Origin of the sequence: Acinetobacter proteolyticus (assembly GCF_000367945.1) — a bacterium.
In the GTDB taxonomy this organism is placed as follows: domain Bacteria; phylum Pseudomonadota; class Gammaproteobacteria; order Pseudomonadales; family Moraxellaceae; genus Acinetobacter; species Acinetobacter proteolyticus.
In genome coordinates this window covers 460,429-481,335 of the sequence record NZ_KB849179.1, presented here as the reverse complement: position 1 = coordinate 481,335, position 20,907 = coordinate 460,429, and the positions used below count along the sequence as shown (strand labels likewise).

Sequence of the window (20,907 nt, the reverse complement as noted above, 5' to 3'; positions counted from 1 at the left end):
CCTTATTATCGTTTTATGGCTTCAAGCACACCATCTCAAACACAGTCTCAGAAAACGCCTGATAAAATCAAGTTACAACAGCTTGACCCGCAAGCATTAAAAGACTGGATCAAAGCACAGGCATTAGACTTGGGCTTTGCTGATTGTGTCATTGCCAAACCAGATGCTCAAGATCAAATGCCACGTTTTAAAGAATATTTAGAACGCGGTTATCATGCAGATATGCACTATCTAGAAGAAAACTTAGACAAGCGTGCTGATCCGACCTTGCTCGTTCCTGGTACAAAAAGCATTATTTGTGTGCGTATGAACTATCTTGTGGCATCACCCAAGCCCCGTTATGTACCATTTGAACCCAATTCTGCCATTATTGCGCGTTATGCACGTGGCCGTGATTACCATAAAGTCATGCGTGGACGTTTAAAGACTCTAGCAACTCGTATTAAAGAAAAAGTCGGCGATTTTGAGTCACGTCCCTTTGCGGATTCAGCCCCTATTTTTGAAAAATCTTTGGCTGAAAGTGCTGGTATGGGATGGACGGGTAAGCACACCTTATTGATTCATAAAAAATCAGGTTCTTTTTTTGTGTTGGGTGAATTGTTTACGTCACTTGACTTGCCCTTCGATCAACCTGCCAGCGCACATTGTGGCTCATGTACCGCTTGTATCGACATTTGCCCAACACAGGCGATTGTTGAACCTTATATGCTGGATGCTAGAAAGTGTATTGCTTATTTAACCATTGAATATAAAGGCATCATTCCTGAAGAATTAAGATCTGGTATCGGCAACCGTATCTTTGGCTGTGATGATTGCCAATTGATTTGCCCTTGGAATAGCTTTGCTAAAAAAGCGTCTATTCCAGATTTTGATCCAAGACATAACTTAGATGACATCAGCTTATTAGAGATTTGGCAATGGGATGAGGCAACGTTCTTAGCCAATACAGAAGGTAGCCCAATCCGCCGTACAGGCTACCAATCCTTTAAGCGTAATATTGCAATCGGTCTAGGAAATGCTCCATACTCAGCCGAGATCGTAACGCAATTGCAAGATGCAAAAACGCTGCACGATGAGATCGTCAATGTACATATTGATTGGGCAATTCAACAGCAATTGCAGCAAATAAAAGTGCACTGAATAGAAAAATGATGTTTTTTGCCCTTTGGCTTTGGCACGATTTCTGTATGATGAATCTCAATGTCTGTAATCAATCATCATGGATATAACAATGACTTTACGTAATGACTGGACTCGTGATGAAATCCAAGCTTTATATGACCAACCTTTTCTAGACTTAGTATTTCAAGCACAAGGCGTTCATCGTCAGCATTTCCAAGCAAATACGATTCAGGTCAGCACCCTACTCTCAATCAAAACAGGTAAATGTCCTGAAGATTGTAAGTATTGCTCGCAATCTGCTCGTTATGACTCTAAGTTAGAAGCAGAAAAGCGCATTGCCGTTGATAAAGTTATTCGTGAAGCACTTGCAGCAAAAGAATCTGGCTCATCGCGTTTCTGTATGGGTGCCGCTTGGCGTAACCCGCATGAGCGTGATATGCCTTATGTGCTAGAAATGGTACGTGAAGTGAAAGCATTGGGCCTAGAAACCTGTATGACTTTAGGGATGTTGAATCAATCTCAAGCGGAACGCTTAAAAGATGCAGGTTTAGACTATTACAATCACAACCTAGACACCTCTCGTGAATATTATTCACATATCATCAGCACACGTACTTTTGACGACCGCTTGGATACTTTAGATCATGTTCGCCAAGCCGGTATGAAAGTATGTAGTGGCGGTATTGTTGGCTTAGGTGAAAGCCGTAATGACCGTATCGGTTTATTACATGAACTTGCAACCATGCCAGTACATCCTGAATCTGTGCCAATTAACATGCTGGTTCCAATTGAAGGTACACCACTGGCGAATGTTGAAAAATTAGATGTAACTGAATGGATCCGTACCATTGCTGTTGCACGTATCATTATGCCGCACAGTTATATTCGCCTTTCAGCGGGTCGTGAATCATTAAGCGATTCTGACCAAGCGCTAGCCTTTATGGCGGGTGCAAACTCACTCTTCTCTGGTGAAAAACTCCTTACCACCCCAAATGCGGGTGAAGGTAAGGATCAGGTCTTATTTGCCAAATTAGGTTTAACTGCGGAAAAACCGAAACCGACTGTTGCAGAACTCTCTGTCGATGCCATGAGTGCATAAATAAAAAAGCCTTGTCATCTGACAAGGCTTTTTTTAGATATGATTAAATTGATGTCACCAAAATGCCATATTTGGCATTTAAAAACATGCCAACACGGATGATATCCACACCTGCTGCATGCGTGACTGACAATTCTTGACTATGCACATCAAAATGAAATGAATCAAAAATATCTTGATGCTGCATCAACCATAGAATTGTGTCAGTAATATGCTCATCTACTATATAGGTTTCTGACTTAAAGTCCTTATCCATAGCGCTATATATCTTCAACTGATCTGTCTATCATAACGGATCAATGACATTAACGCAGCTTGTTAAAAAAACACTTAGTAAAGGACATTACTTACTAAGCGCATAAACTCGAGAAATATTTGTTTAAGCCGCTTGCGGACTAACAATAGTCTGACCCGCCTTTAAACTTGCCACAGCCTTTTGATTAAACTCTAAGGTCAATACATGATTGTCTAAATGTACGTGATAAGACTGTATCAATGACTGCTGCCCTTCATCCGTTTCAAGTACATATTCATCTGCAATATTTAGAATACCTTCTAGATTGGTGGTACTTGAGGCGCGATCATGACTGAATAAATCATAGATCGTTTGCAAATTAAAGCTTGTCTGTTGTTCCGTAGGATGACTTTTTAAATAACTTTCTAGGAATAAAACAAACTTGTGTGCAAAGAAATAATAGTTCGGTTTGTGGGTATAAAGCATGTTCATTGAAAGCTCCTTTACGGTGTTTTTTTCATCTAATCATGACTAAAAAACTAAGGATTGAACCTTAAAAGATTCTTAAAAGAACTTTGAGCTTTTTGTAAAGACACTTAATAATCACTCTAAAAACTTGATTATTCATCTAAATTATTTTTTCTATTTTGTTAAGTAAATCACATAAAAATATAGAATTTACGAATTATGATCAAAAAACACCCAAAAAACTTGTTTTTTATAAAAGGAAAAAACAATCAGTCTTAAGCAATATTAAACAAACCAACTGGTAAAATAAGTTATATCAAAAATAAAAACTCCTCATATCAACAACTTATTTACGATCGGATTTTTAGATCAAAAATCACAACAAAAGTGTGACACAGTTTGCAATTTCAATACCTAGTGATATATATTTCGCACATTACTTGTTCAGCGCAAAAATCCAACTGAGAAGTAATTTTAATTCAAACTTTTAGCCGATGTGTTCGAGAAATTATTATGAAAAAACTTGCTTTGATCGCTGCTCTTTCAGTTGTAGGTATTGCTAACGCTCAAGCTGCTGACGGAACGATTACAATTAATGGTCTAGTAACAGACAAAACTTGTGACATCGTGACTCCAGCTGGTAAAGACTTTACTGTAACGCTTCCAACTGTATCTAAACAAACTCTTGCTAACGCAGGTGATGTAGCTGGTCGTACTCCATTCCAAATCAACTTAGGTAACTGTTCAGAAGGTAAAGTTGCAACTTACTTCGAACCAGGCGCTACTGTTGATTTCAACACTGGTCGTTTACTTAACCAAAACGCTGGTGGTGCTAAAAACGTTGATGTTCAATTATTAGGTAACAACAACCAAGTAATCCCAGTTCTTGCTGCTGGTAGCAATGGTGCTCAAGCGAACTCTCAATGGGTTGACGTTGTAGAAGGCGGTACTGCTGACCTTAACTACTATGCTGAATACTATGCAACTGGCGCTTCTACTGCTGGTGAAGTAAACACTTCAGTTCAGTACACTATTATTTATCAATAATCTATTGATAAACTATGCGAATTTCTAGAATTCTAGAAATTCGCAGTTGTAAACTTCACGCAATCATAGAGTAAATTTAAATGGCACTGAACGGTTACAATTTTTTGCTTGGTTTAACGATGTCATCGGCATTAATCGCAAGTCAAACACATGCAGAGATTATCTTGCATGGTACTCGCGTTATTTATCCGTCTGATGCTCGTGAAGTAACTTTGCAAGTGAGTAACAATGGTTCTAAACCATCTCTGGTTCAGGCATGGATTGATGAAGGTGATGCGAAAAGTACACCCGACCAGTCTAAAGTTCCATTCATGATTACCCCGCCGATTTCGCGTGTAGATCCAACGAAGAGTCAATCACTTCGTATTACTGCATTACCAAATGCAGCTCAGTTAGATCAAAAACAAGAAACTGTGTTTTGGCTGAACGTTTTGGATATTCCACCAAGACCAACAGCAAATAGTAAAGACGCTATTCCTGATAATTTTCTACAGCTTGCAATCCGTTCACGCATTAAATTCTTCTATCGACCAGCAAGCATTAAAACTGATGCCAATCTCGCTGGTGAAAAATTGCAATGGGCGAAAAGCGGACAAACATTGATTGTAAAAAATCCAACACCGTTTCACGTCACTATGACTGCGGTGTACCAGCAAAATGCAGGAAAGCCAGTTGACCTATTACCTAAGGGTTTAATGCTATCACCTTTTTCAGAGGACAAAATCCAATTGAAAACAGGTAGTACAGAGAAGCTGAGCTATGTAAGCATCAATGATTATGGTGGTCGTATCGAACACCAAATCAAGCTTCAATAACAAACAAATTTATTCCCAATCAATAAATGATTTTGTACCTATCGTTGAATAGGCGAACGGATTATGTCAAAGAAAAATGCAACAGCTAAATTCTTGAAGCGTCGTATATGTTATTACCTTACTTCTGGGGTAATCACAGTAACGATGCCTATGGCTGTTTATGCAGTAGAACAGACAGCAGAACAAGCACCACCAATGGAAGCAGAATTTGACTCTGTTTTCTTAATCGGTGATGCACAAAAAGTAGATATCTCTCGTTTCAAATATGGGAACCCTGTTTTACCGGGTGAATATAACGTTGATGTCTATATTAATGGTAACTGGTTCGGCAAAAGAAGAATGATGTTCCGTTCGGCGGAACAAAATAAAAATGCCTTTACCTGCTTCACCTCAAGCTCATTACTTGAATACGGTGTAAAACAAGAAGTTCTGGTCAATCGCACTGAGTCAAATGCGCCAAATGCATGTTACAAAATCGAAGAGTGGATCGAAAACGCTTATTATGATTTCGATACTTCACGTTTGCGTGTTGATATTTCGATTCCACAAATTGCATTACAAAAAAATGCACAAGGCTATGTTGACCCAAGTATCTGGGATCGCGGTGTTAATGCTGGATTCTTATCTTATAGCGGTAGTGCCTATAAAACATTTAACCGTTTAAATGAAAATAAAGAAACCACCAATGCCTTTATGGCAATCACAGCAGGGGCAAACATTGCAGGTTGGCAACTTCGTCATAACGGTCAATGGCAATGGCAAGATGGCGCTCAAAGTGAATTAGATTCAAGCAATAAAAAGAAATCAAACTACGAATCAACAAGCACTTATTTACAGCGTGCTTTTCCTCAATATCGCGGCGTTTTAACCTTAGGTGATAGCTTTACCAATGGTGAGTTATTTGACTCATTCGGTTACCGTGGTTTAGATTTTTCTAGCGATGACCGTATGCTACCCAATAGTATGCTCGGCTATGCGCCTCGTATTCGTGGTAATGCAAAAACCAACGCGAAGGTAGAAGTTCGTCAACAAGGTCAATTGATTTACCAGACCACTGTGGCACCGGGTAGCTTTGAAATTAATGACCTCTACCCTACAGGGTTTGGTGGAGAGCTTGAAGTTTCGATTATTGAATCGAATGGTGAAATTCAGAAGCTTGCCGTTCCTTATGCCTCGGTAGTACAAATGCTGCGTCCTGGGTTAAGCCGTTACTCAGTCACTGCGGGTGAATTCCGCGACCGTGATATCGATTTAACGCCGTGGGTCACGCAAGGGAAATATCAACGTGGTATTAACAACTATTTGACGGGTTATACTGGCTTTCAATTGGCTGAAGACTATAGTGCTTTACTATTAGGTGCTGCTGTTGCAACACCGATTGGTGCCGTGTCATTTGACGTTACACAATCAAATACTGACTTTGACAAGCAAGGCTCACAGTCTGGACAAAGTTTCCGTCTCAGTTATAGCAAACTTATTTCACCGACTAATACCAACTTAACGTTGGCAGCATATCGTTATTCGACTGAAAACTATTATAAGTTACGTGATGCCCTGCTCATCCGTGATCTTGAAGATAAAGGTGTAAATACCTTTGCTGTCGGTAAGCAACGTAGTGAATTCCAGATCACATTGAACCAAGGTTTACCTGAGGGTTGGGGTAATATTTACATGGTGGGTTCTTGGAATGATTATTGGAATCGTAACGAGACCACGCGTCAATACCAAGTGGGCTATAGCAATAATTATCATGGCTTAACCTACGGTCTTTCTGCGACCAATCGTGAGATTGAATACGGTTCAAGAAGTCAAACACGTGATACAGAATATTTGATGACACTTTCTTTCCCAATTAACTTTAGAAAGAATTCTGTCAACGTCAATGCTACTGCTTCTGAAAACAGCCGCACCGTTGGTATGAGTGGTATGGTCGGTGATCGTTTCAACTATGGTGCATCAGTATCTCATCAAGATAGACAGAACCCGAGCTTTAACGTCAACAGTCGTTATCGTACCAACTTTGCAACAGTGGGCGGTTCTTATAGTGTCGCGGACTCATATCAACAAGCGATGCTTAGCGTCAGCGGTAGCGTTGTTGCTCATTCAGATGGCATCCTATTTGGTCCAGAACAAGGTCAAACCATGGTACTGGTTTATGCACCAGATGCAGCAGGTGCCAAAGTCAACAATACTGTTGGACTCAGTGTGAATAAATCTGGTTATGCTGTGATCCCTTATGTAACACCATACCGTTTAAATGACATCACACTTGATCCACAAGAAATGTCGACTAATGTTGAGTTAGAAGAAACCAGCCAACGTATTGCACCTTTTGCTGGCGCAATTGCAAAAGTTGATTTCTCAACCAAGAAAGGCTATGCCATTTACATCAACACCAAAACAGCCGCAGGTGGAAGCTTACCATTTGCTGCACAAGTCTTTAATACCAAAGATGAATCAGTTGGTATTGTTGCTCAAGGCAGTATGGTGTATTTACGTACTCAAGAGCCAAAAGGTGATTTGTATGTAAAATGGGGCGAAGAAGCCAATGAACAGTGCCACTTCAGTTATGATGTTACAGCACAACTTTCTAACGATCAGCAAAGCATGATCATGACTGAGGCCGTATGCAAATGAAAAAATTACTTTTGAGCAGTGCTTTAATTGCTGCTGGCTTTGGTGTGAATACAGCAGCTCAAGCAGCTTGTTCAACCAGCGCAGGCTTCACCACGATTGATGTCTCTATGCAGGTTGGACGTGTCGTTGTTCGACCAAGTGACCCTGTTGGTAAAGTCTTGGTTAAATCTCTTTTCGAGATTCGGCCCAACAACAACACAACTTATAGTTGTAATCGTAGTGATATGATGGTCGCACGATTATTACAAAACTATGCAATTAGTCCACTTGGCGATAATATCTATTCAACCAATATCCCTGGAATTGGAATTCGTCTTTACCGAGAAGCATTTAATGCAACGAATTTTTCAGGATATTACCCTTACACTCGACCAGTACCAAGTACTAGCATTAAGCTTGCCGAAGGCTATTTTGTTGTTGAGATTGTGAAAACAGCAGAAAATACAGGCTCAGGAACATTAGTTCCGGGTGTTTATAGTACCTACTATGCTGGAAACAGAAGCGATCGCCCCTTCTTAACCAGTACCGTTTATGGTAACGCGATTACGATTGCTTCTTCATCTTGTGAATGGAGAGGTGATATTAATAAAGCTGTACAGCTTCCAACAGTAATGAAGTCAGGCTTTAAAGGTGTTGGTTCAACTCAAGGCGAGCAATCTTTTGAACTCAATATTCTTTGTAATGGTGGTGAAAATCCAACAGGCTATGAAGAAAAAAACCTTATCAGTCTAACCTTTGACTATCAACAAGAAGGTAATAACACTCAAGTCTTAAAGAATCTTGAACCCAATTCGACTAAAGCAAATGGTGTTGGTGTACAGCTTGTATGGAATTACCAAAATAAAAATCAAGTGATTGGTCTGGGTAATAAGTTAGAACTAGGAACTGTGAAATCAAATCAAACAGTTCAATATAATGTTCCACTCACTGCTCGCTATTATCAAACCGCAACCAATGTCACTGCGGGTAAAGTCCGCGCAATGGCAACAGTGACTATTCAATACGATTAAACTTTTTATAAGACCTCTTCCCAAACGAGAGGTCTTTTTTTTATAAAAAACTTAAAAAATATAATTAAGTTATTAATTTTTTAAAATTAATAACTTCAAAACTTCTCGCGCTTATTTTTTGATAAAAACCGTAAATAACACACCAGAGGAATAATCAATGAAAAAACTGAGTATATTTGCACTTAGCCTAGCCTTATTCGGCTGTGGTGAGAATCAGAATAGTTCACAAAACACTACTACTACCCAACAAACAGCAACAACGTCCACAAGCTTTAGTTTACGTAGTTCTAGCCAACCACAAACTTGTCAGTATAACTTCGATGCAACACAACAAGATTATGATGCTTTATGGAACAATCAAAATTCAGATTATCTGATGGGTATATTTCCAGCAATCAATAGTCAAAAGTTTAGCTTAACTGTTGCCCCTCCTTATTTTTCAAATAGCGATCCTGAATACGGTACTTTTAATTACTTACAATACTTAGCTACTAGTAAAACAAGATTTTATTCAGCAAAAGATTCTCCATACTTTCCACACTTGCAAGATGGTTTAGGAGATTTTAGCTTACCGACAACAGGGATTCTTGCACTGGAAATGCAACTCGATATTCCTGACGCCCCACTAAACGGTGGCTATTATGGGGAACCAGGTTCATCTTATCTCGCAGATATTAATTTTAATGGAATCACAGAGAATGGATATGTTGTAAGGTCAGGATATAGCTTCATGGCAGGTACCGCTGATCCTGATTTCGGTGAAAACCCACCATCTGTATTATTTATGCTTGGTTACCCAAATAGCGATGAAACTGAATATACTTCAGTTGCTTATTACTACAATAAAATGACCGACTATCAAAGTAAATATCATCGCGTAGGTATCTATATCAACCAAAATACCAAACAGGTTGGCTTTATTGTCAATGGTGTTGATCAGGGGTATCAAGGAACTCTCCCTGCTCCATTGAAAAATATAGGTTTTGATATTCGTAGCTGGGTTGGTTCGGATAAAGATGGTACTTTCTCAGATAAACTTGCAGGACTAGAATTCTCATCTGAGCTGATCACCGACCGTAATGCGCTGCAATACAACTACCCTCAAGGCACAACAGACATCTGCGGCAATGTGATTTAGCCTAGTTAGAGTCAAAAAAGCCTAATCATCGATTAGGCTTTTTATATCGTGCAAAAAATCAGCGTTTAATTTATCCGCATGCATACAAGTAGCAGTTCCATATTTGAACGATAAAATAGATTTTTATAAGACTCCAATACCGAGTATACGACTCCAGTTTTAAATCCACATTATAATTAAAATATGTGACATAATTAACAAAATAGATTTATTATATTAATTATCAATTTAAAAACAAAACCTTAAATAGATCACATTTTAAATAAATATTTAATTAAAAAATTATTTAAACATTGCCTTAATAATAAATTTCATGTTAATAAATACTTAATACATTTATAAAAGGCAATAATCATGTATAAAAATATCTATAAATCTGCCCTACTTCTATCATTAATGGCATTTGCTTCGGTCAGTTATGCTGCAAGCACAATCCAATTGAATGGAAGTATTGTAGAAGATACATGTTCTCATCAGCTTCAGACCGATGAATGCCAGCAATTGAACATGTTACGTCAAAAACTTGACACTCAATCTATTTCATTGAGCGATTTAACTCCTTCATCTCAAAAGAATATGATGACTGAGATTAGCTTTGAGCAATTTCCAGATCAAAAGAATGCTGTCATTATTGCAAACTACTACTAGTTAATAGATTTATTATTAAGGTGTGAATCATTTAACACTATTATATAGGCTTCACACCTATTTAATGATCAAATTTATTTAATAAAGAACAAAAACCATTTAGATTTAATTAAAAATTAGTAGATAAAATATTACTATTTTTTCTTTTCACAAATGATTATCAATTAGAAAAACCTTCAAAACAACTAATTAAAACTAGATGGTTAAATTATTTTATTTATCCCCAACACATATTGACCAACTGAGTCTTTTCCTATAGTTTCTTAAACAATGAAAATAAAGACAACTTTAAAATAATAAGGCAAATGGATGCGAATCTCAGGAACATTGATATAGGATCCGACAAGTCGCTACTCTGCAAAATGAATTGTTGATGCAATAGGTCGGAGTGTTAAATTAATTCATTCAATGTATGAGAACCTAAGAAATTGTCATTATGTTTTGTAGTAGCAAGAAAAAAGATCGTTAAATCGTCCATTCTGGTAAATTCATCAAACGCTATTCATGAATTCAGGTAGTTAGGTGATTAATGATAGTAAGAAGAACAATTAGGCATACATGTCACATACATTCAAAACAACTATAGTTAGATTACTCAGCGGTTTATGCCAAGGAGCATATGAATGTTAGGTCTTATTCCATTGATACGTTTTAGTCTATTGTTTGCAATCACTCCAATACTGATCAGTACCAGTGGATGTACTCATCAACATTCAAAATCAAAAACTTTAGCCTATACACATACAATCCCTTATCCAACCATTGATACTGGATTAGGAGAAAAATTACAACCAAACGAGAGTATCCTCGCAGAGCAAATTGCAGAGCAGATTGGACAAAGCATTCGTCAACAATACAGAACAGGTCATGCCTTAAGAGACGCGCATCCCAAAGCTCATGGCTGTGTTCGGGCAGAATTCCACGTCTCAAAATCATTACCATCAAATCTAGCTAAGGGAGTTTTTATTCCTGATCAATCCTATTCAGCATGGATTCGTTTCTCTAATGCTTCAGGAGATGCTACACAAGCCGATAATAAAAAAGATGCTCGCGGCATGGCAATTAAAATTCTAGGCGTTACTGGAAAGAAGATCATGGAAAATGATAATCAAGCAACGACTCAAGATTTTATTATGATTAACCATCCGGTATTTTTTGTGAACGAACCACAACGCTATTTATCATTCATAGAGGATGTAAATAGCAAAAGTATGCTCAAAAAATTAAAAATCCCTTTTACTTTAGGCTTCCAAGGAACATTAAATGCAGTTAAAGCAAGTAATTCAAAAATTTCTAACCCAATACAAGTCAGATATTGGTCCATGGTTCCTTATCAATTAGGATTAGGCGCAGACCGTCAAGCGGTTAAATATTCAGCAAGGCCTTGTAATCCCAATAGTATTACAATACCAAATAAACCTAACCACGATTTTTTAAGAGAAACTCTTCGAAAAAATTTAGAAACAAGTGATGCATGCATGGAGTTTCTGATCCAACCTAGAACTACGAATAAAATGCTTGTAGAAGACTCGATGACAGAATGGAAAGAATCAGAGGCTCCTTTTTTTCAACTTGCAACGATCCATATTCCTAAACAGATTTTTGATACTCCTGAGCAAAATAAGTTTTGTGAGAATCTTTCTTTTACACCTTGGCATTCTCTTCCTGAGCATAGACCCTTGGGCGCGATCAATAGATTACGAAAAGTAATTTATGAGAAGATTAGTACAATTCGACATGAAATGAATGATGTACTGAAACAGGAACCTCAATAAAATGTTTTATTTACAAGTGGTTTGACTTATTCAAAAATATTAACTTGAGTCTGTCCATCTATTGAGAACACACACTTCCCTTTGAATTCTTGCGCATTCCCTTGCTCATTTTCGGCACAGAATTCTAAGTAAAGATATACGTCGCCAGTTTTTTGATTTATATAGTAATTACCACGTAAATTCTCATTAAAACTAACCGTTTTTTGCTTTGGTACATTAGAAAGTACGAGTTTCTTGCACGTCTCAATCATTTTCTGTTTATTTAGATTAATTTCAGACTTGCGAATATAGGTAGAACTTTTATTCAAATCCCGTTTATTTTTTTGATTATCATTCTCAATTATATAAGAATCAAATTCCGTTATAACATTAGAGTCTTTACTCTTATAATCTTCAAAACTTTCACATCCTAATAAACCAAGCATCATGATGAAAAGTAAGACATTCTTCACTTAAATAATCTATAAAAATAAAAAATATAGAATAGCAAAAACAAGAAAGTATGACAAAATTGAAAAATTCCCCACTATGCTATATCTCACTATAGGGCATAATTTATCTAATTTTAAGTTACTTTAAGAAATTGGATTAAAAACCACCACTATCAAACCAAATTATTGATATATATGGTTTTATTAAAATAAAAAATTCTTTAAAATATACATTAACTTTAGTATTTACTTCATTTTATCCTTAATCAACATTGTTTCTTGGATATAAAAAATTACAATATCCCTAGTAAACACTCTTCAACCAATTACCAAACTCTCTATTTTAAAGCATATAAAATAAACATCATTTTCTCTTGTTTAACTCTTTCATTTAAATATGTCACAACATGTCTTCCGTAGAGGTGGATAACCATTTTCCTATTGCCTTTTGATCATGATTAACATAGGTTATAAAATCTACTTAGATAATCAAATCACTTAAATCGTCTTGCTCTTTTATTTTGGTGTATCTTAAATTTATTCTGCGCCGTTATAAATTTTATTCAACTTATTCTTAAGCAAGATAATTTGAATAGATTTTCTATTTTTACACTGATATTTACTCATCTTCATTGCCTACATAATTGTTATATAAATTTAGCCAATAAAAAAAGCACTTACAATTAATGCATGTAAGTGCTTGATATATGGTGGGCCCACCGTGACTTGAACACGGGACCAACGGATTATGAGTCCGCTGCTCTAACCAACTGAGCTATAGGCCCTAAACTCTAATCATATACTTGATATGAAAAACGCCGCTTGATATTAGTTAAATTCAACTTAAATTACAAGCAGATGATTTTATCAAATTACTAAAATAATGTTAAAAATCATAAACTGCGCTGATTCTATCTGATCTTCCCAGCTTGAGTAAAGATCCTAATGCACCATTTTGATCATTAATAAGCCATCTAAATTTCTTTTATCTGGTGTTTTCGGATATGTATTTTCCTGAAAAGTCGTATTACACTGCTGCGACTCAAAGCCTATGATGATAAACATGAAAAAATTTTTAGGAAAATCTATTTTTAAAGCAACAGGTTGGGAATATAACGTTGATCCAGCCATTTTAGAAAATAAACAAGTCATTATCGGCTTCGAGCATACCTCTAACCTAGATACCATTCTCTCCCTCGCATTATTTGAAATTTTAGAGTTAAAAATTCATACCTTAATCAAGAAAGAGCTATTTAAAGGTCCCTTAAAAACAATTTTAGAACGTTTAGGTGGCATTCCCGTTGATCGCAAAGCCAATAAAGATATCGTGACGCAAATGGTTGAACTGTTTAATCAAAATGATAGCTTTAACCTAGTGATTGCGCCTGAAGCAACACGTGCCAAGGATGGTGAAGAACGTAAACCTATTCGCACTGGTTTTTGGCATATCGCCAAAGCCGCCAATGTGCCGATCATTTTAATGTATGCCAATGCACGTACTAAGCAAGGCGGCATTCTAGGTAAAATTTATCCAAGCGATTTACCATCAGACCTAGAAAAGATCAAAGCACTTTATGCGGAATACGACATCGACGTAAAAATTAGCTAATTGATCTCTTCTATTTGATCAATCTTTGATGCTTGATCAAGATTTTAAAGTTTGAATATGAACGATGCTAGTTTTCAACAAAACCATCGCTATGCTAATATTCCTGCACTTTTTTTAAGTTTTATTTTTTGGAGTTACGTCCATGGCGGGTCATTCTAAATGGGCCAATATTAAGCATCGTAAAGCTAAACAAGATGCAAGTCGCGGTAAGGTTTTTACTAAATACATCCGTGAAATCGTAACCGCTGCACGTTTGGGCGGACCAGATGCGGCGAGTAACCCTCGTTTGCGTGCTGTAGTTGAAAAAGCACTGTCTGTGAATATGACACGTGACACCATCAACCGTGCGATCCAACGTGGTGCTGGTGGTGAAGATAATGATGATTTAAAAGAAGTCACCTATGAAGGTTACGGTGTTGGTGGTGTTGCCGTTATCGTTGAGACCATGACCGATAATTTAAACCGTACTGTTCCAGATGTTCGTCATTGTTTCTCTAAAACTAATGGTAACTTAGGCACCAACGGTTCAGTGGCTTATCTGTTCACCAAGCGCGGTGAAATTTCTTTTGAAGATGTTTCATTAGAAGACAAAGTCATGGAAGTTGCTTTAGAAGCCGGTGCTGACGATATCGAGATTGATGAAGATAGTATCTTGGTTATTACCAGCCCAGAAAGCTTTGGTGATGTTCAAGATGCACTTACGGCAGCAGGTTTAAAATCTGACAATGCTGAAGTTGTCATGAGCCCATCGACTAAAGCTGAAATCAATGATATTGATCAAGCCAAACAAATCATGAAAATGATTGATATGCTTGAAGATCTTGATGATGTTCAAAACGTTTATACCAACGTTGAATTCTCTGAAGATGTATTAACGCAACTTGATGCTTAATTCATTGAGATCAGTAAAAAATGCATCTTTTTAGATGCATTTTTTATAACTTATTTAAAAGCTTATAGCAGTTAAAGACATTGTATTCTTTGATCACGAAGCTGGAATGTAGTGCAACGACACTGTCAATTTTCCCAATACGGCGTAATAGAATTTCACTATAGTCATCCATATTACGTGCCACCAATTCTAAAATAAAATCGGCACTCTGCCCCGTCACAAGAAAGGCATTGGTGACTTCTGGAATATCTTCGATTTCTTGCAGGAATTTATCAAAGGTTTCACTGTCGTGTTTGCTCAACGAAACCTGTAAAAGAATATGTAAGCTAAAACCGAGTTTATTAAAATTGATTTCTCGTTTCAGTTGTCCCATCACTTGGGATTCAATCAGATTTTTAATGCGACGATGCACTGAACTTACAGAAAGATTGATGCGTTCTGAGAGTTCATTCAGATTGACATCTTCATCGGTTAGAATTTCAAGAATTTGTTTATCAAAACGATCCAATTCCATTTTACAGTTCTCTCTCTGAATTTATGTTTTTATCGGAACTGCTCACTCAGTAATTTTAAGGGTCAAGGGAAAACATTCGTTTAACTTTTGACGATGCTGCATGGATAATGCAAACATGATTCCGATAAACTTTTGGTTTATCTCTGTCCCAAAGCCGAAACAAGACCTTTTGAGCAACTGTTCAACTGATCTCCCAATTGTTGAACAACTCGTTTCGATCCCCATCACACCCTGAAACATAAGATAACAAAGCCTTTTTATAATTATTTCCCTCTTTTCAGTTTTTTTAAAGTAAATTTGGCAATAATTTCTAATATTTTCTGCTTAAAACGAATTTTCTTTTAAAAATTAATTTTATTCACCGATAATTTTTTACTTTATCGGTCTTTTTTCTGTTTTCTTTCCCATAAAAAAGCCCCGATTATGATCAATCAGGGCTTTTCTACACGAAAACTGAGTTACAAACCACGCCAATCGACACGTGCATTACGCTCAGTGGCATAAATACGCTGTACATACTGTCCAATCGGTAGATCTGATAAATAGTCATAATATTGCTTCAGTTCGCCATCAAACTGTTCAATATCATCGTTCTCAAGTTCCCACGGAGTCCCCTTGATCACCAACAAGGGTGCAAGAATAGAACAGACTGAAATATCGGCTAAACCTAGACGATCACCGACCATATAACGCCCTTGATTATCAATCAAACGCTGATTCAGATCGGTAATCAACTCAGTCATCCGTAGTTTGGACTGTGCTACTTTTTCAGGACTGAGTTTATAGTTGGTTGACACCAGACTTTTTAATATTGGTTTAGAAATCTTCTCAAACTGACGTAAATAGCCTTGCTCACCCATCATGATTTCAAGTGGATGATCACCCACTGACAGCGCATGTGCCAATGACCAGCGACGAACATGTACACCAAGCTCATCAGTCAATTTGTCGATTTCTAAAGCTTGCTCGCGTAACTGTTCATCTCTTCTGAGCAAGGCATGCTCAGGATAGGTACTATCCAGATATAAAGCGATTTGCGTTGAATCAGCAATCCAGTGTTTATCATCTTTCAACATCGGCAATAAATATTGCCCAGATTTCAGATAAGTAAACGCACGATGAAAACCAGGAATCAAATTATGTGCCACATAGTCCAATTCCTTATGATCTAACAACCAGCGAGCTTTTTCACAATAGTGAGACAAAGGAAATTGGTATAAAACCCGCATAGACTCTCCAAATTTATTTTTCTACTCGATCAAACATAAGGTTTTCCCTACTTTAGAAGTAAAAGTTAATCAATACAATGTCCTTTTTGCTCTATCTTTTTAATTTCAGCGTAATTGCTTTATAAATATTCTTGGTGAGATTATTCCTTTATTTCATAGAAAGCACCTTTCCACATTGATCGATAAAGTTTCAAAACCAGTAAGCAACTGTTTTTAATTAATATTTTATATCTGTTTTTTGGGTATTTTTCTCATAAAAAATGCTTAAGAATTATTGTGATATTCAAGCCACAACTGATGGTTTAGTGGAAAAGTAAAATTTTTGTAAAGTACCTCTTAGCTATTAGAGGTGCGTATATGTCCAGTAATCAATCAGTGATCCAAGTTCAAACACAACTGATTTCAAATGATCAGCAGGCCATCAATGCTGCCTATCAAGTTGCTGACTTTGCATTAGAAGATCGAAATAATCGTGATCAAAATCGAGTTTTGCCCACTGAACAAATTATTCAGTTTAGCCAAAAGGGCCTTGGTGGAATCCGTGTACCACACCAGTATGGTGGTGCTTTTGTTTCCAATAAAACTTTAGCCCATGTGTTTCGTATTTTAAGTAAAGCCGATGCCAATGTTGGACAGATTCCACAAAACCAATTTGGGTTATTAAATTTTATTAATATCACCGGTTCAGATGCACAAAAGCAGTTTATCTACGCTGAAATTTTGGCAGGTAAACGTATTGCCAATGGTGGGCCTGAAAAAAACTCTAAAGATACCAAAGCCATTCAAACCACGTTAACGTTGGAAAATGGTCAATACCTTTTAAATGGGGAAAAATTTTACTCAACTGGAACCAGTTTTGCAGATTGGTTAGCAATTCGTGCCTTACATCCAGATGGTCATACCGTACTGGCAATCATTGATCGACATGCCGCAGGCGTTGAGGTCATTAATGACTGGAATGGCTTTGGTCAACGCACCACAGCCAGCGGAACAGTAAAACTCCACAACGTGATCGCTGATCCCGCCCTATTTTTTGATGAGCGCATTATTGCCGACACCCCAAATGTTCGCGGTGCTTATTCTCAGCTTCTACAAGTTGCCATTGATGTTGGCATCGCCGAAGCAGCTTTTGATGACACCTTATCCAGCATTCGTAAAGCACGCCCCATTATTGATGCAGGTGTAGAAAAAGCCAGTGAAGAACATTACACCTTACAAGAAGTTGGCAAACTGAATATCCTGCTCGATGCTGCCATTTTATTACTGGACGATGCTGCCGAATATCTAGATGAACTTGATCAAATCGCTGAGGTTTCTGCTGAGCAAGCCGCACGCGCCTCTATTTTAGTGGCAGAAGCAAAGATCTATGCCAATGATGCAGCCCTGCATATCTCCGAGAAACTGCTCGAACTTGGTGGAAGCCGTGCCAGCCTAAGCCAACATAATCTTGATCAACACTGGCGCAATGCCCGTGTACATACCCTACATGATCCTGTGCGTTGGAAATTCCATGCCATCGGCGACTATTACCTCAATGGTACACACCCTGCCCGCCATGCTTGGATTTAAGGAGTAAATCATGACCTCATACCAAGAATTACAAGGTTTTGCTAAAACCCATATTAAAGCAGCACATATTATTCAAAACGATGCTGAAGCCTTGGAAATTGCCACACAACTCAGTCAGCAATTTAAACAAGCGGCGGTTGAACGTGATGCCAACCGGAACTTGCCATTTACCGAAATCGAAGCCTATAGTCAGTCAGGTTTATGGGCGATTACTGTACCTAAGCAGTATGGTGGTGCAGAAGTTTCCAGCCTAACCGTCGCTAAAGTGATTGCGCTGTTTAGTGGTGCGGATGGTTCAATCGGCCAGATTCCACAGAATCATTTTTATGCACTGGAAGTATTGCGCAATACTGGTACGGAAGCGCAAAAGAAACGTCTTTATCAAGAAGTATTGCAAGGTGCACGCTTTGGTAATGCGCTGGCCGAATTTAAAACACGTACCTCTGCACATAAGCAAACCACCTTAATTCCAAGCGAAAACGGTTATCTGATTCAAGGAGAAAAGTTTTATTGCACCGGTAGCCTGTTTGCTCATCGCATTCCTACTTTAGTAGTTGATGAATCAGGCAATGAGTTTTTGGCTTTTGTACAACGAGACAGCCAAGGATTAGAACTGATTGATGACTGGTCTGGCTTTGGGCAACGTACCACAGGCAGTGGTACAGTCAAATTTAATCAGGTCTTTGTTGCCAAAGAGGATGTGATTGCTTTTGATACTGCTTTTAAGCAACTGTCTTTGGTTGGTCCCTTTGCTCAAATCATGCATGCAGCGATTGAAGTCGGCATTGCCCGCGCAGCTTTTGAAGAAACACTAGAACGTGTGCGTGTCGCCCGCCCTTGGATTGATGCCAATATTGATTCCGCTACTCAAGATCCCTTAACTCTATCTGAGCTGGGTCGTGTGGCAACCGATGTTAAAGCCAGCGAATTACTCCTAAAACAAGCAGCTCGATCTGTAGATATCGCCAAACAGGATCTCAATGCGGAGACCTTGGCCAAAGCCTCAATTGATGTGGCAAAAATACGTGCGCATAGTACGGAAACTGCATTAAAGGCATCATCAAAACTGATTGAATTAGCTGGTAGTCGTGGTAGTCAACGTGCTGATGGATTGGATCGTCATTGGCGTAATGCACGTGTACACACCTTGCATGATGCTGCACGTTGGAAATATTACTTCATTGGTAATTATGTGTTGAATGGCATTCTGCCTCCACGTCGGGGGACTTTGTAATGAGTCAAACGACTGCTAAAAAAATCTTGTTAAATGCCTTTGATATGAACTGTGTCGGTCATATCAATCATGGTTTATGGACACATCCCCGTGATCAATCACATCGCTTTAATGAATTGAGCTATTGGACTGAATTGGCACAGACCTTAGAACAAGGTTTGTTTGATGGTTTATTCCTAGCCGATATTACAGGTGTCTATGATGTCTATCAAAATGGCATCGAGTTGACTTTAAAAGAGTCGATCCAGTTACCAAGTCATGATCCTTCCACCTTGATTTCGGCAATGGCTTTGGTCACGCAGAATTTGAGTTTTGGCGTCACGGTCAATCTCAGCTATGAACAGCCCTATCAATTTGCACGGCGATTCGCCAGTCTTGATCATTTAACTCAAGGTCGTTTGGGCTGGAATATTGTCACAGGCTATCTGGACAGTGCCGAACGCTTGATCGGGCAAAAAGGCTTAAAAGATCATGATGCACGTTATGATCAGGCCGAGGAGTTTTTACAGCTTTGCTATAAATATTGGGAAGGTTCCTGGGAAAATGATGCCTTAAAGAAAGATAAGCAGCAGCGCGTTTTTACTGACCCCAATAAAGTCCACACCATTCATCATCAAGGGCAATATTACCAAAGCCAAGGTGTGTTTCAGGTTGCGCCTTCGGTCCAACGTACGCCAACACTCTTCCAAGCTGGTGCTTCACCGAAAGGACTACAGTTTGCCACGCGTCATGCGGAATGTATTTTTATTGGTGGTGATCAGCCAGAAAAGATTCGTCAACAGGTCAATAAAATACGACTACAAGCACAGCAACAGGGTCGTGATGAAAATGCGATTAAAATCTTTGTCGGCATTACCGTGGTTGTGGCTGAAACACATGAACTTGCCCAGCAAAAACTGGCTGAATATCGTCAATATGCCAGTCCTGAAGCAGGTTTAGCGCATTATGCCAGTTCAGTCGGAATTGATCTTGCCAGGTTTGCAGATGATGAAGCGATTCCATATCAAAAGAGCAACAGCATTGCCTCAGTCAATGAGAAATTTAAAGAACAGCGCATCAGCAAAAATGATCTAAAAGCCCAACATGTGTTGGGTGGACGCTATCCGCTTATTGTTGGCAGTGGCGCGGAGGTTGCAGAATACCTGATTGATCTGCTTGATCAGACTGGTATTGATGGTTTTAACCTGACGCGTACGGTTGCACCTGAATCACACCATGACTTCATTCGACTGGTCATCCCTGAGTTACAGCAACGTGGACGTTATAAAACTAAATATGCCACAGGTTCACTACGTAACAAACTGTTTGCCCAAGGGGACCATTTGGCCGCAAGCCATCCTGCTGATCAGTTTCGATGTAGAACGCATAACAACACACATGACCTAAAAACAATCGAAGAAATTAGTGCTTAGCATTTAAACATTTAAGAATAGAA

19 protein-coding genes and 1 tRNA gene are annotated in these 20,907 nt (G+C 38.3%); 14 read left to right on the top strand and 6 right to left on the bottom strand.

What is annotated here, in order from left to right:
• Positions 1–15: 15 nt before the first annotated feature.
• The gene (gene queG, locus F993_RS14525; protein WP_004653094.1) at positions 16–1,140 is read left to right on the top strand and encodes a tRNA epoxyqueuosine(34) reductase QueG; all 1,125 of its coding nucleotides are present in this window, start codon (positions 16–18) and stop codon (positions 1,138–1,140) included.
• A 91-nt stretch (positions 1,141–1,231) separates the two neighbouring features.
• Positions 1,232–2,221, top strand: coding sequence for a biotin synthase BioB (gene bioB / locus F993_RS14530; protein ID WP_004653092.1), 990 nt, complete (start codon positions 1,232–1,234; stop codon positions 2,219–2,221).
• Between the two features lie 43 nt (positions 2,222–2,264).
• On the opposite strand, the gene F993_RS14535 is transcribed toward bioB, so the two are convergent.
• Together F993_RS14535 and F993_RS14540 are read right to left on the bottom strand one after the other, a co-directional pair.
• Positions 2,265–2,477, bottom strand: coding sequence for a hypothetical protein (locus F993_RS14535; protein WP_004653091.1), 213 nt, complete (start codon positions 2,475–2,477; stop codon positions 2,265–2,267).
• Positions 2,478–2,600: 123 nt separating this feature from the next.
• Positions 2,601–2,948 carry a hypothetical protein gene (locus F993_RS14540; RefSeq protein WP_004653090.1) on the bottom strand — a complete coding sequence of 116 codons (348 nt, stop codon included), beginning with the start codon at positions 2,946–2,948 and terminating at the stop codon, positions 2,601–2,603.
• A gap of 489 nt (positions 2,949–3,437) precedes the next feature.
• Here F993_RS14540 and F993_RS14545 point away from each other — a divergent pair, with 489 nt between their 5' ends.
• The 7 genes from F993_RS14545 to F993_RS14575 all read left to right on the top strand — a co-directional run bounded on the left by F993_RS14545 (position 3,438) and on the right by F993_RS14575 (position 11,994).
• Entirely contained in the window at positions 3,438–3,971 is a 534-nt protein-coding gene (locus tag F993_RS14545) for a fimbrial protein (RefSeq protein ID WP_004653088.1), read from the top strand.
• Between the two features lie 80 nt (positions 3,972–4,051).
• The gene (locus tag F993_RS14550; RefSeq protein ID WP_004653087.1) at positions 4,052–4,786 is read left to right on the top strand and encodes a fimbrial biogenesis chaperone; all 735 of its coding nucleotides are present in this window, start codon (positions 4,052–4,054) and stop codon (positions 4,784–4,786) included.
• A 63-nt stretch (positions 4,787–4,849) separates the two neighbouring features.
• On the top strand, positions 4,850–7,423 hold the full coding sequence (locus F993_RS14555; protein ID WP_004653086.1) for a fimbria/pilus outer membrane usher protein: 2,574 nt from the start codon (positions 4,850–4,852) through the stop codon (positions 7,421–7,423).
• Complete coding sequence (locus F993_RS14560; RefSeq protein WP_004653085.1) at positions 7,420–8,433, top strand: fimbrial protein; 1,014 nt, start codon at positions 7,420–7,422, stop codon at positions 8,431–8,433. Before F993_RS14555 ends, F993_RS14560 begins: the two co-directional genes overlap by 4 nt.
• Before the next feature lie 157 nt (positions 8,434–8,590).
• The gene (locus F993_RS14565) at positions 8,591–9,571 is read left to right on the top strand and encodes a DUF4882 family protein (RefSeq protein ID WP_004653084.1); all 981 of its coding nucleotides are present in this window, start codon (positions 8,591–8,593) and stop codon (positions 9,569–9,571) included.
• 354 nt (positions 9,572–9,925) lie between these two features.
• Positions 9,926–10,219, top strand: coding sequence for a hypothetical protein (locus tag F993_RS14570; RefSeq protein WP_004653083.1), 294 nt, complete (start codon positions 9,926–9,928; stop codon positions 10,217–10,219).
• Positions 10,220–10,842: 623 nt separating this feature from the next.
• Complete coding sequence (locus F993_RS14575; RefSeq protein WP_004653082.1) at positions 10,843–11,994, top strand: catalase family protein; 1,152 nt, start codon at positions 10,843–10,845, stop codon at positions 11,992–11,994.
• A 26-nt stretch (positions 11,995–12,020) separates the two neighbouring features.
• Here the strand turns inward: F993_RS14575 and F993_RS14580 are convergent, their stop codons facing one another.
• On the bottom strand, positions 12,021–12,422 hold the full coding sequence (locus F993_RS14580) for a hypothetical protein (RefSeq protein WP_004653081.1): 402 nt from the start codon (positions 12,420–12,422) through the stop codon (positions 12,021–12,023).
• Between the two features lie 711 nt (positions 12,423–13,133).
• A tRNA-Ile gene (locus F993_RS14585) sits at positions 13,134–13,210 on the bottom strand.
• A gap of 278 nt (positions 13,211–13,488) precedes the next feature.
• On the opposite strand from F993_RS14585, the gene F993_RS14590 reads away from it, so the two are divergent.
• Positions 13,489–14,034 carry a 1-acyl-sn-glycerol-3-phosphate acyltransferase gene (locus F993_RS14590; protein ID WP_004653080.1) on the top strand — a complete coding sequence of 182 codons (546 nt, stop codon included), beginning with the start codon at positions 13,489–13,491 and terminating at the stop codon, positions 14,032–14,034.
• A 142-nt stretch (positions 14,035–14,176) separates the two neighbouring features.
• Positions 14,177–14,926, top strand: coding sequence for a YebC/PmpR family DNA-binding transcriptional regulator (locus tag F993_RS14595; protein ID WP_004653079.1), 750 nt, complete (start codon positions 14,177–14,179; stop codon positions 14,924–14,926).
• Between the two features lie 43 nt (positions 14,927–14,969).
• Here the strand turns inward: F993_RS14595 and F993_RS14600 are convergent, their stop codons facing one another.
• Together F993_RS14600 and F993_RS14605 are read right to left on the bottom strand one after the other, a co-directional pair.
• On the bottom strand, positions 14,970–15,440 hold the full coding sequence (locus F993_RS14600; RefSeq protein ID WP_004653077.1) for an Lrp/AsnC family transcriptional regulator: 471 nt from the start codon (positions 15,438–15,440) through the stop codon (positions 14,970–14,972).
• 458 nt (positions 15,441–15,898) lie between these two features.
• Positions 15,899–16,669, bottom strand: coding sequence for a glutathione S-transferase family protein (locus F993_RS14605; RefSeq protein WP_004653076.1), 771 nt, complete (start codon positions 16,667–16,669; stop codon positions 15,899–15,901).
• A 357-nt stretch (positions 16,670–17,026) separates the two neighbouring features.
• Here F993_RS14605 and F993_RS14610 point away from each other — a divergent pair, with 357 nt between their 5' ends.
• From F993_RS14610 to F993_RS14620, 3 genes are read left to right on the top strand one after another with little or no spacing between them, the layout of a single operon-like run.
• Complete coding sequence (locus F993_RS14610) at positions 17,027–18,238, top strand: SfnB family sulfur acquisition oxidoreductase (RefSeq protein WP_004653075.1); 1,212 nt, start codon at positions 17,027–17,029, stop codon at positions 18,236–18,238.
• Between the two features lie 10 nt (positions 18,239–18,248).
• Complete coding sequence (locus F993_RS14615; RefSeq protein WP_004653074.1) at positions 18,249–19,472, top strand: SfnB family sulfur acquisition oxidoreductase; 1,224 nt, start codon at positions 18,249–18,251, stop codon at positions 19,470–19,472.
• Positions 19,472–20,884 carry an LLM class flavin-dependent oxidoreductase gene (locus F993_RS14620; RefSeq protein ID WP_004653073.1) on the top strand — a complete coding sequence of 471 codons (1,413 nt, stop codon included), beginning with the start codon at positions 19,472–19,474 and terminating at the stop codon, positions 20,882–20,884. The genes F993_RS14615 and F993_RS14620 overlap by 1 nt, the downstream gene beginning before the upstream one ends.
• The last annotated feature ends 23 nt before the right edge of the window (positions 20,885–20,907 follow it).

Bases quoted from the DNA above. Each gene is read 5' to 3' on its own strand.
- queG (WP_004653094.1), top strand. From the start codon at position 16: ATGGCTTCAAGCACACCATCTCAAACACAGTCTCAGAAAACGCCTGAT.
- bioB (WP_004653092.1), top strand. From the start codon at position 1,232: ATGACTTTACGTAATGACTGGACTCGTGATGAAATCCAAGCTTTATAT.
- F993_RS14535 (WP_004653091.1), bottom strand. From the start codon at position 2,477: ATGGATAAGGACTTTAAGTCAGAAACCTATATAGTAGATGAGCATATT.
- F993_RS14540 (WP_004653090.1), bottom strand. From the start codon at position 2,948: ATGAACATGCTTTATACCCACAAACCGAACTATTATTTCTTTGCACAC.
- F993_RS14545 (WP_004653088.1), top strand. From the start codon at position 3,438: ATGAAAAAACTTGCTTTGATCGCTGCTCTTTCAGTTGTAGGTATTGCT.
- F993_RS14550 (WP_004653087.1), top strand. From the start codon at position 4,052: ATGGCACTGAACGGTTACAATTTTTTGCTTGGTTTAACGATGTCATCG.
- F993_RS14555 (WP_004653086.1), top strand. From the start codon at position 4,850: ATGTCAAAGAAAAATGCAACAGCTAAATTCTTGAAGCGTCGTATATGT.
- F993_RS14560 (WP_004653085.1), top strand. From the start codon at position 7,420: ATGAAAAAATTACTTTTGAGCAGTGCTTTAATTGCTGCTGGCTTTGGT.
- F993_RS14565 (WP_004653084.1), top strand. From the start codon at position 8,591: ATGAAAAAACTGAGTATATTTGCACTTAGCCTAGCCTTATTCGGCTGT.
- F993_RS14570 (WP_004653083.1), top strand. From the start codon at position 9,926: ATGTATAAAAATATCTATAAATCTGCCCTACTTCTATCATTAATGGCA.
- F993_RS14575 (WP_004653082.1), top strand. From the start codon at position 10,843: ATGTTAGGTCTTATTCCATTGATACGTTTTAGTCTATTGTTTGCAATC.
- F993_RS14580 (WP_004653081.1), bottom strand. From the start codon at position 12,422: ATGATGCTTGGTTTATTAGGATGTGAAAGTTTTGAAGATTATAAGAGT.
- F993_RS14590 (WP_004653080.1), top strand. From the start codon at position 13,489: ATGAAAAAATTTTTAGGAAAATCTATTTTTAAAGCAACAGGTTGGGAA.
- F993_RS14595 (WP_004653079.1), top strand. From the start codon at position 14,177: ATGGCGGGTCATTCTAAATGGGCCAATATTAAGCATCGTAAAGCTAAA.
- F993_RS14600 (WP_004653077.1), bottom strand. From the start codon at position 15,440: ATGGAATTGGATCGTTTTGATAAACAAATTCTTGAAATTCTAACCGAT.
- F993_RS14605 (WP_004653076.1), bottom strand. From the start codon at position 16,669: ATGCGGGTTTTATACCAATTTCCTTTGTCTCACTATTGTGAAAAAGCT.
- F993_RS14610 (WP_004653075.1), top strand. From the start codon at position 17,027: ATGTCCAGTAATCAATCAGTGATCCAAGTTCAAACACAACTGATTTCA.
- F993_RS14615 (WP_004653074.1), top strand. From the start codon at position 18,249: ATGACCTCATACCAAGAATTACAAGGTTTTGCTAAAACCCATATTAAA.
- F993_RS14620 (WP_004653073.1), top strand. From the start codon at position 19,472: ATGAGTCAAACGACTGCTAAAAAAATCTTGTTAAATGCCTTTGATATG.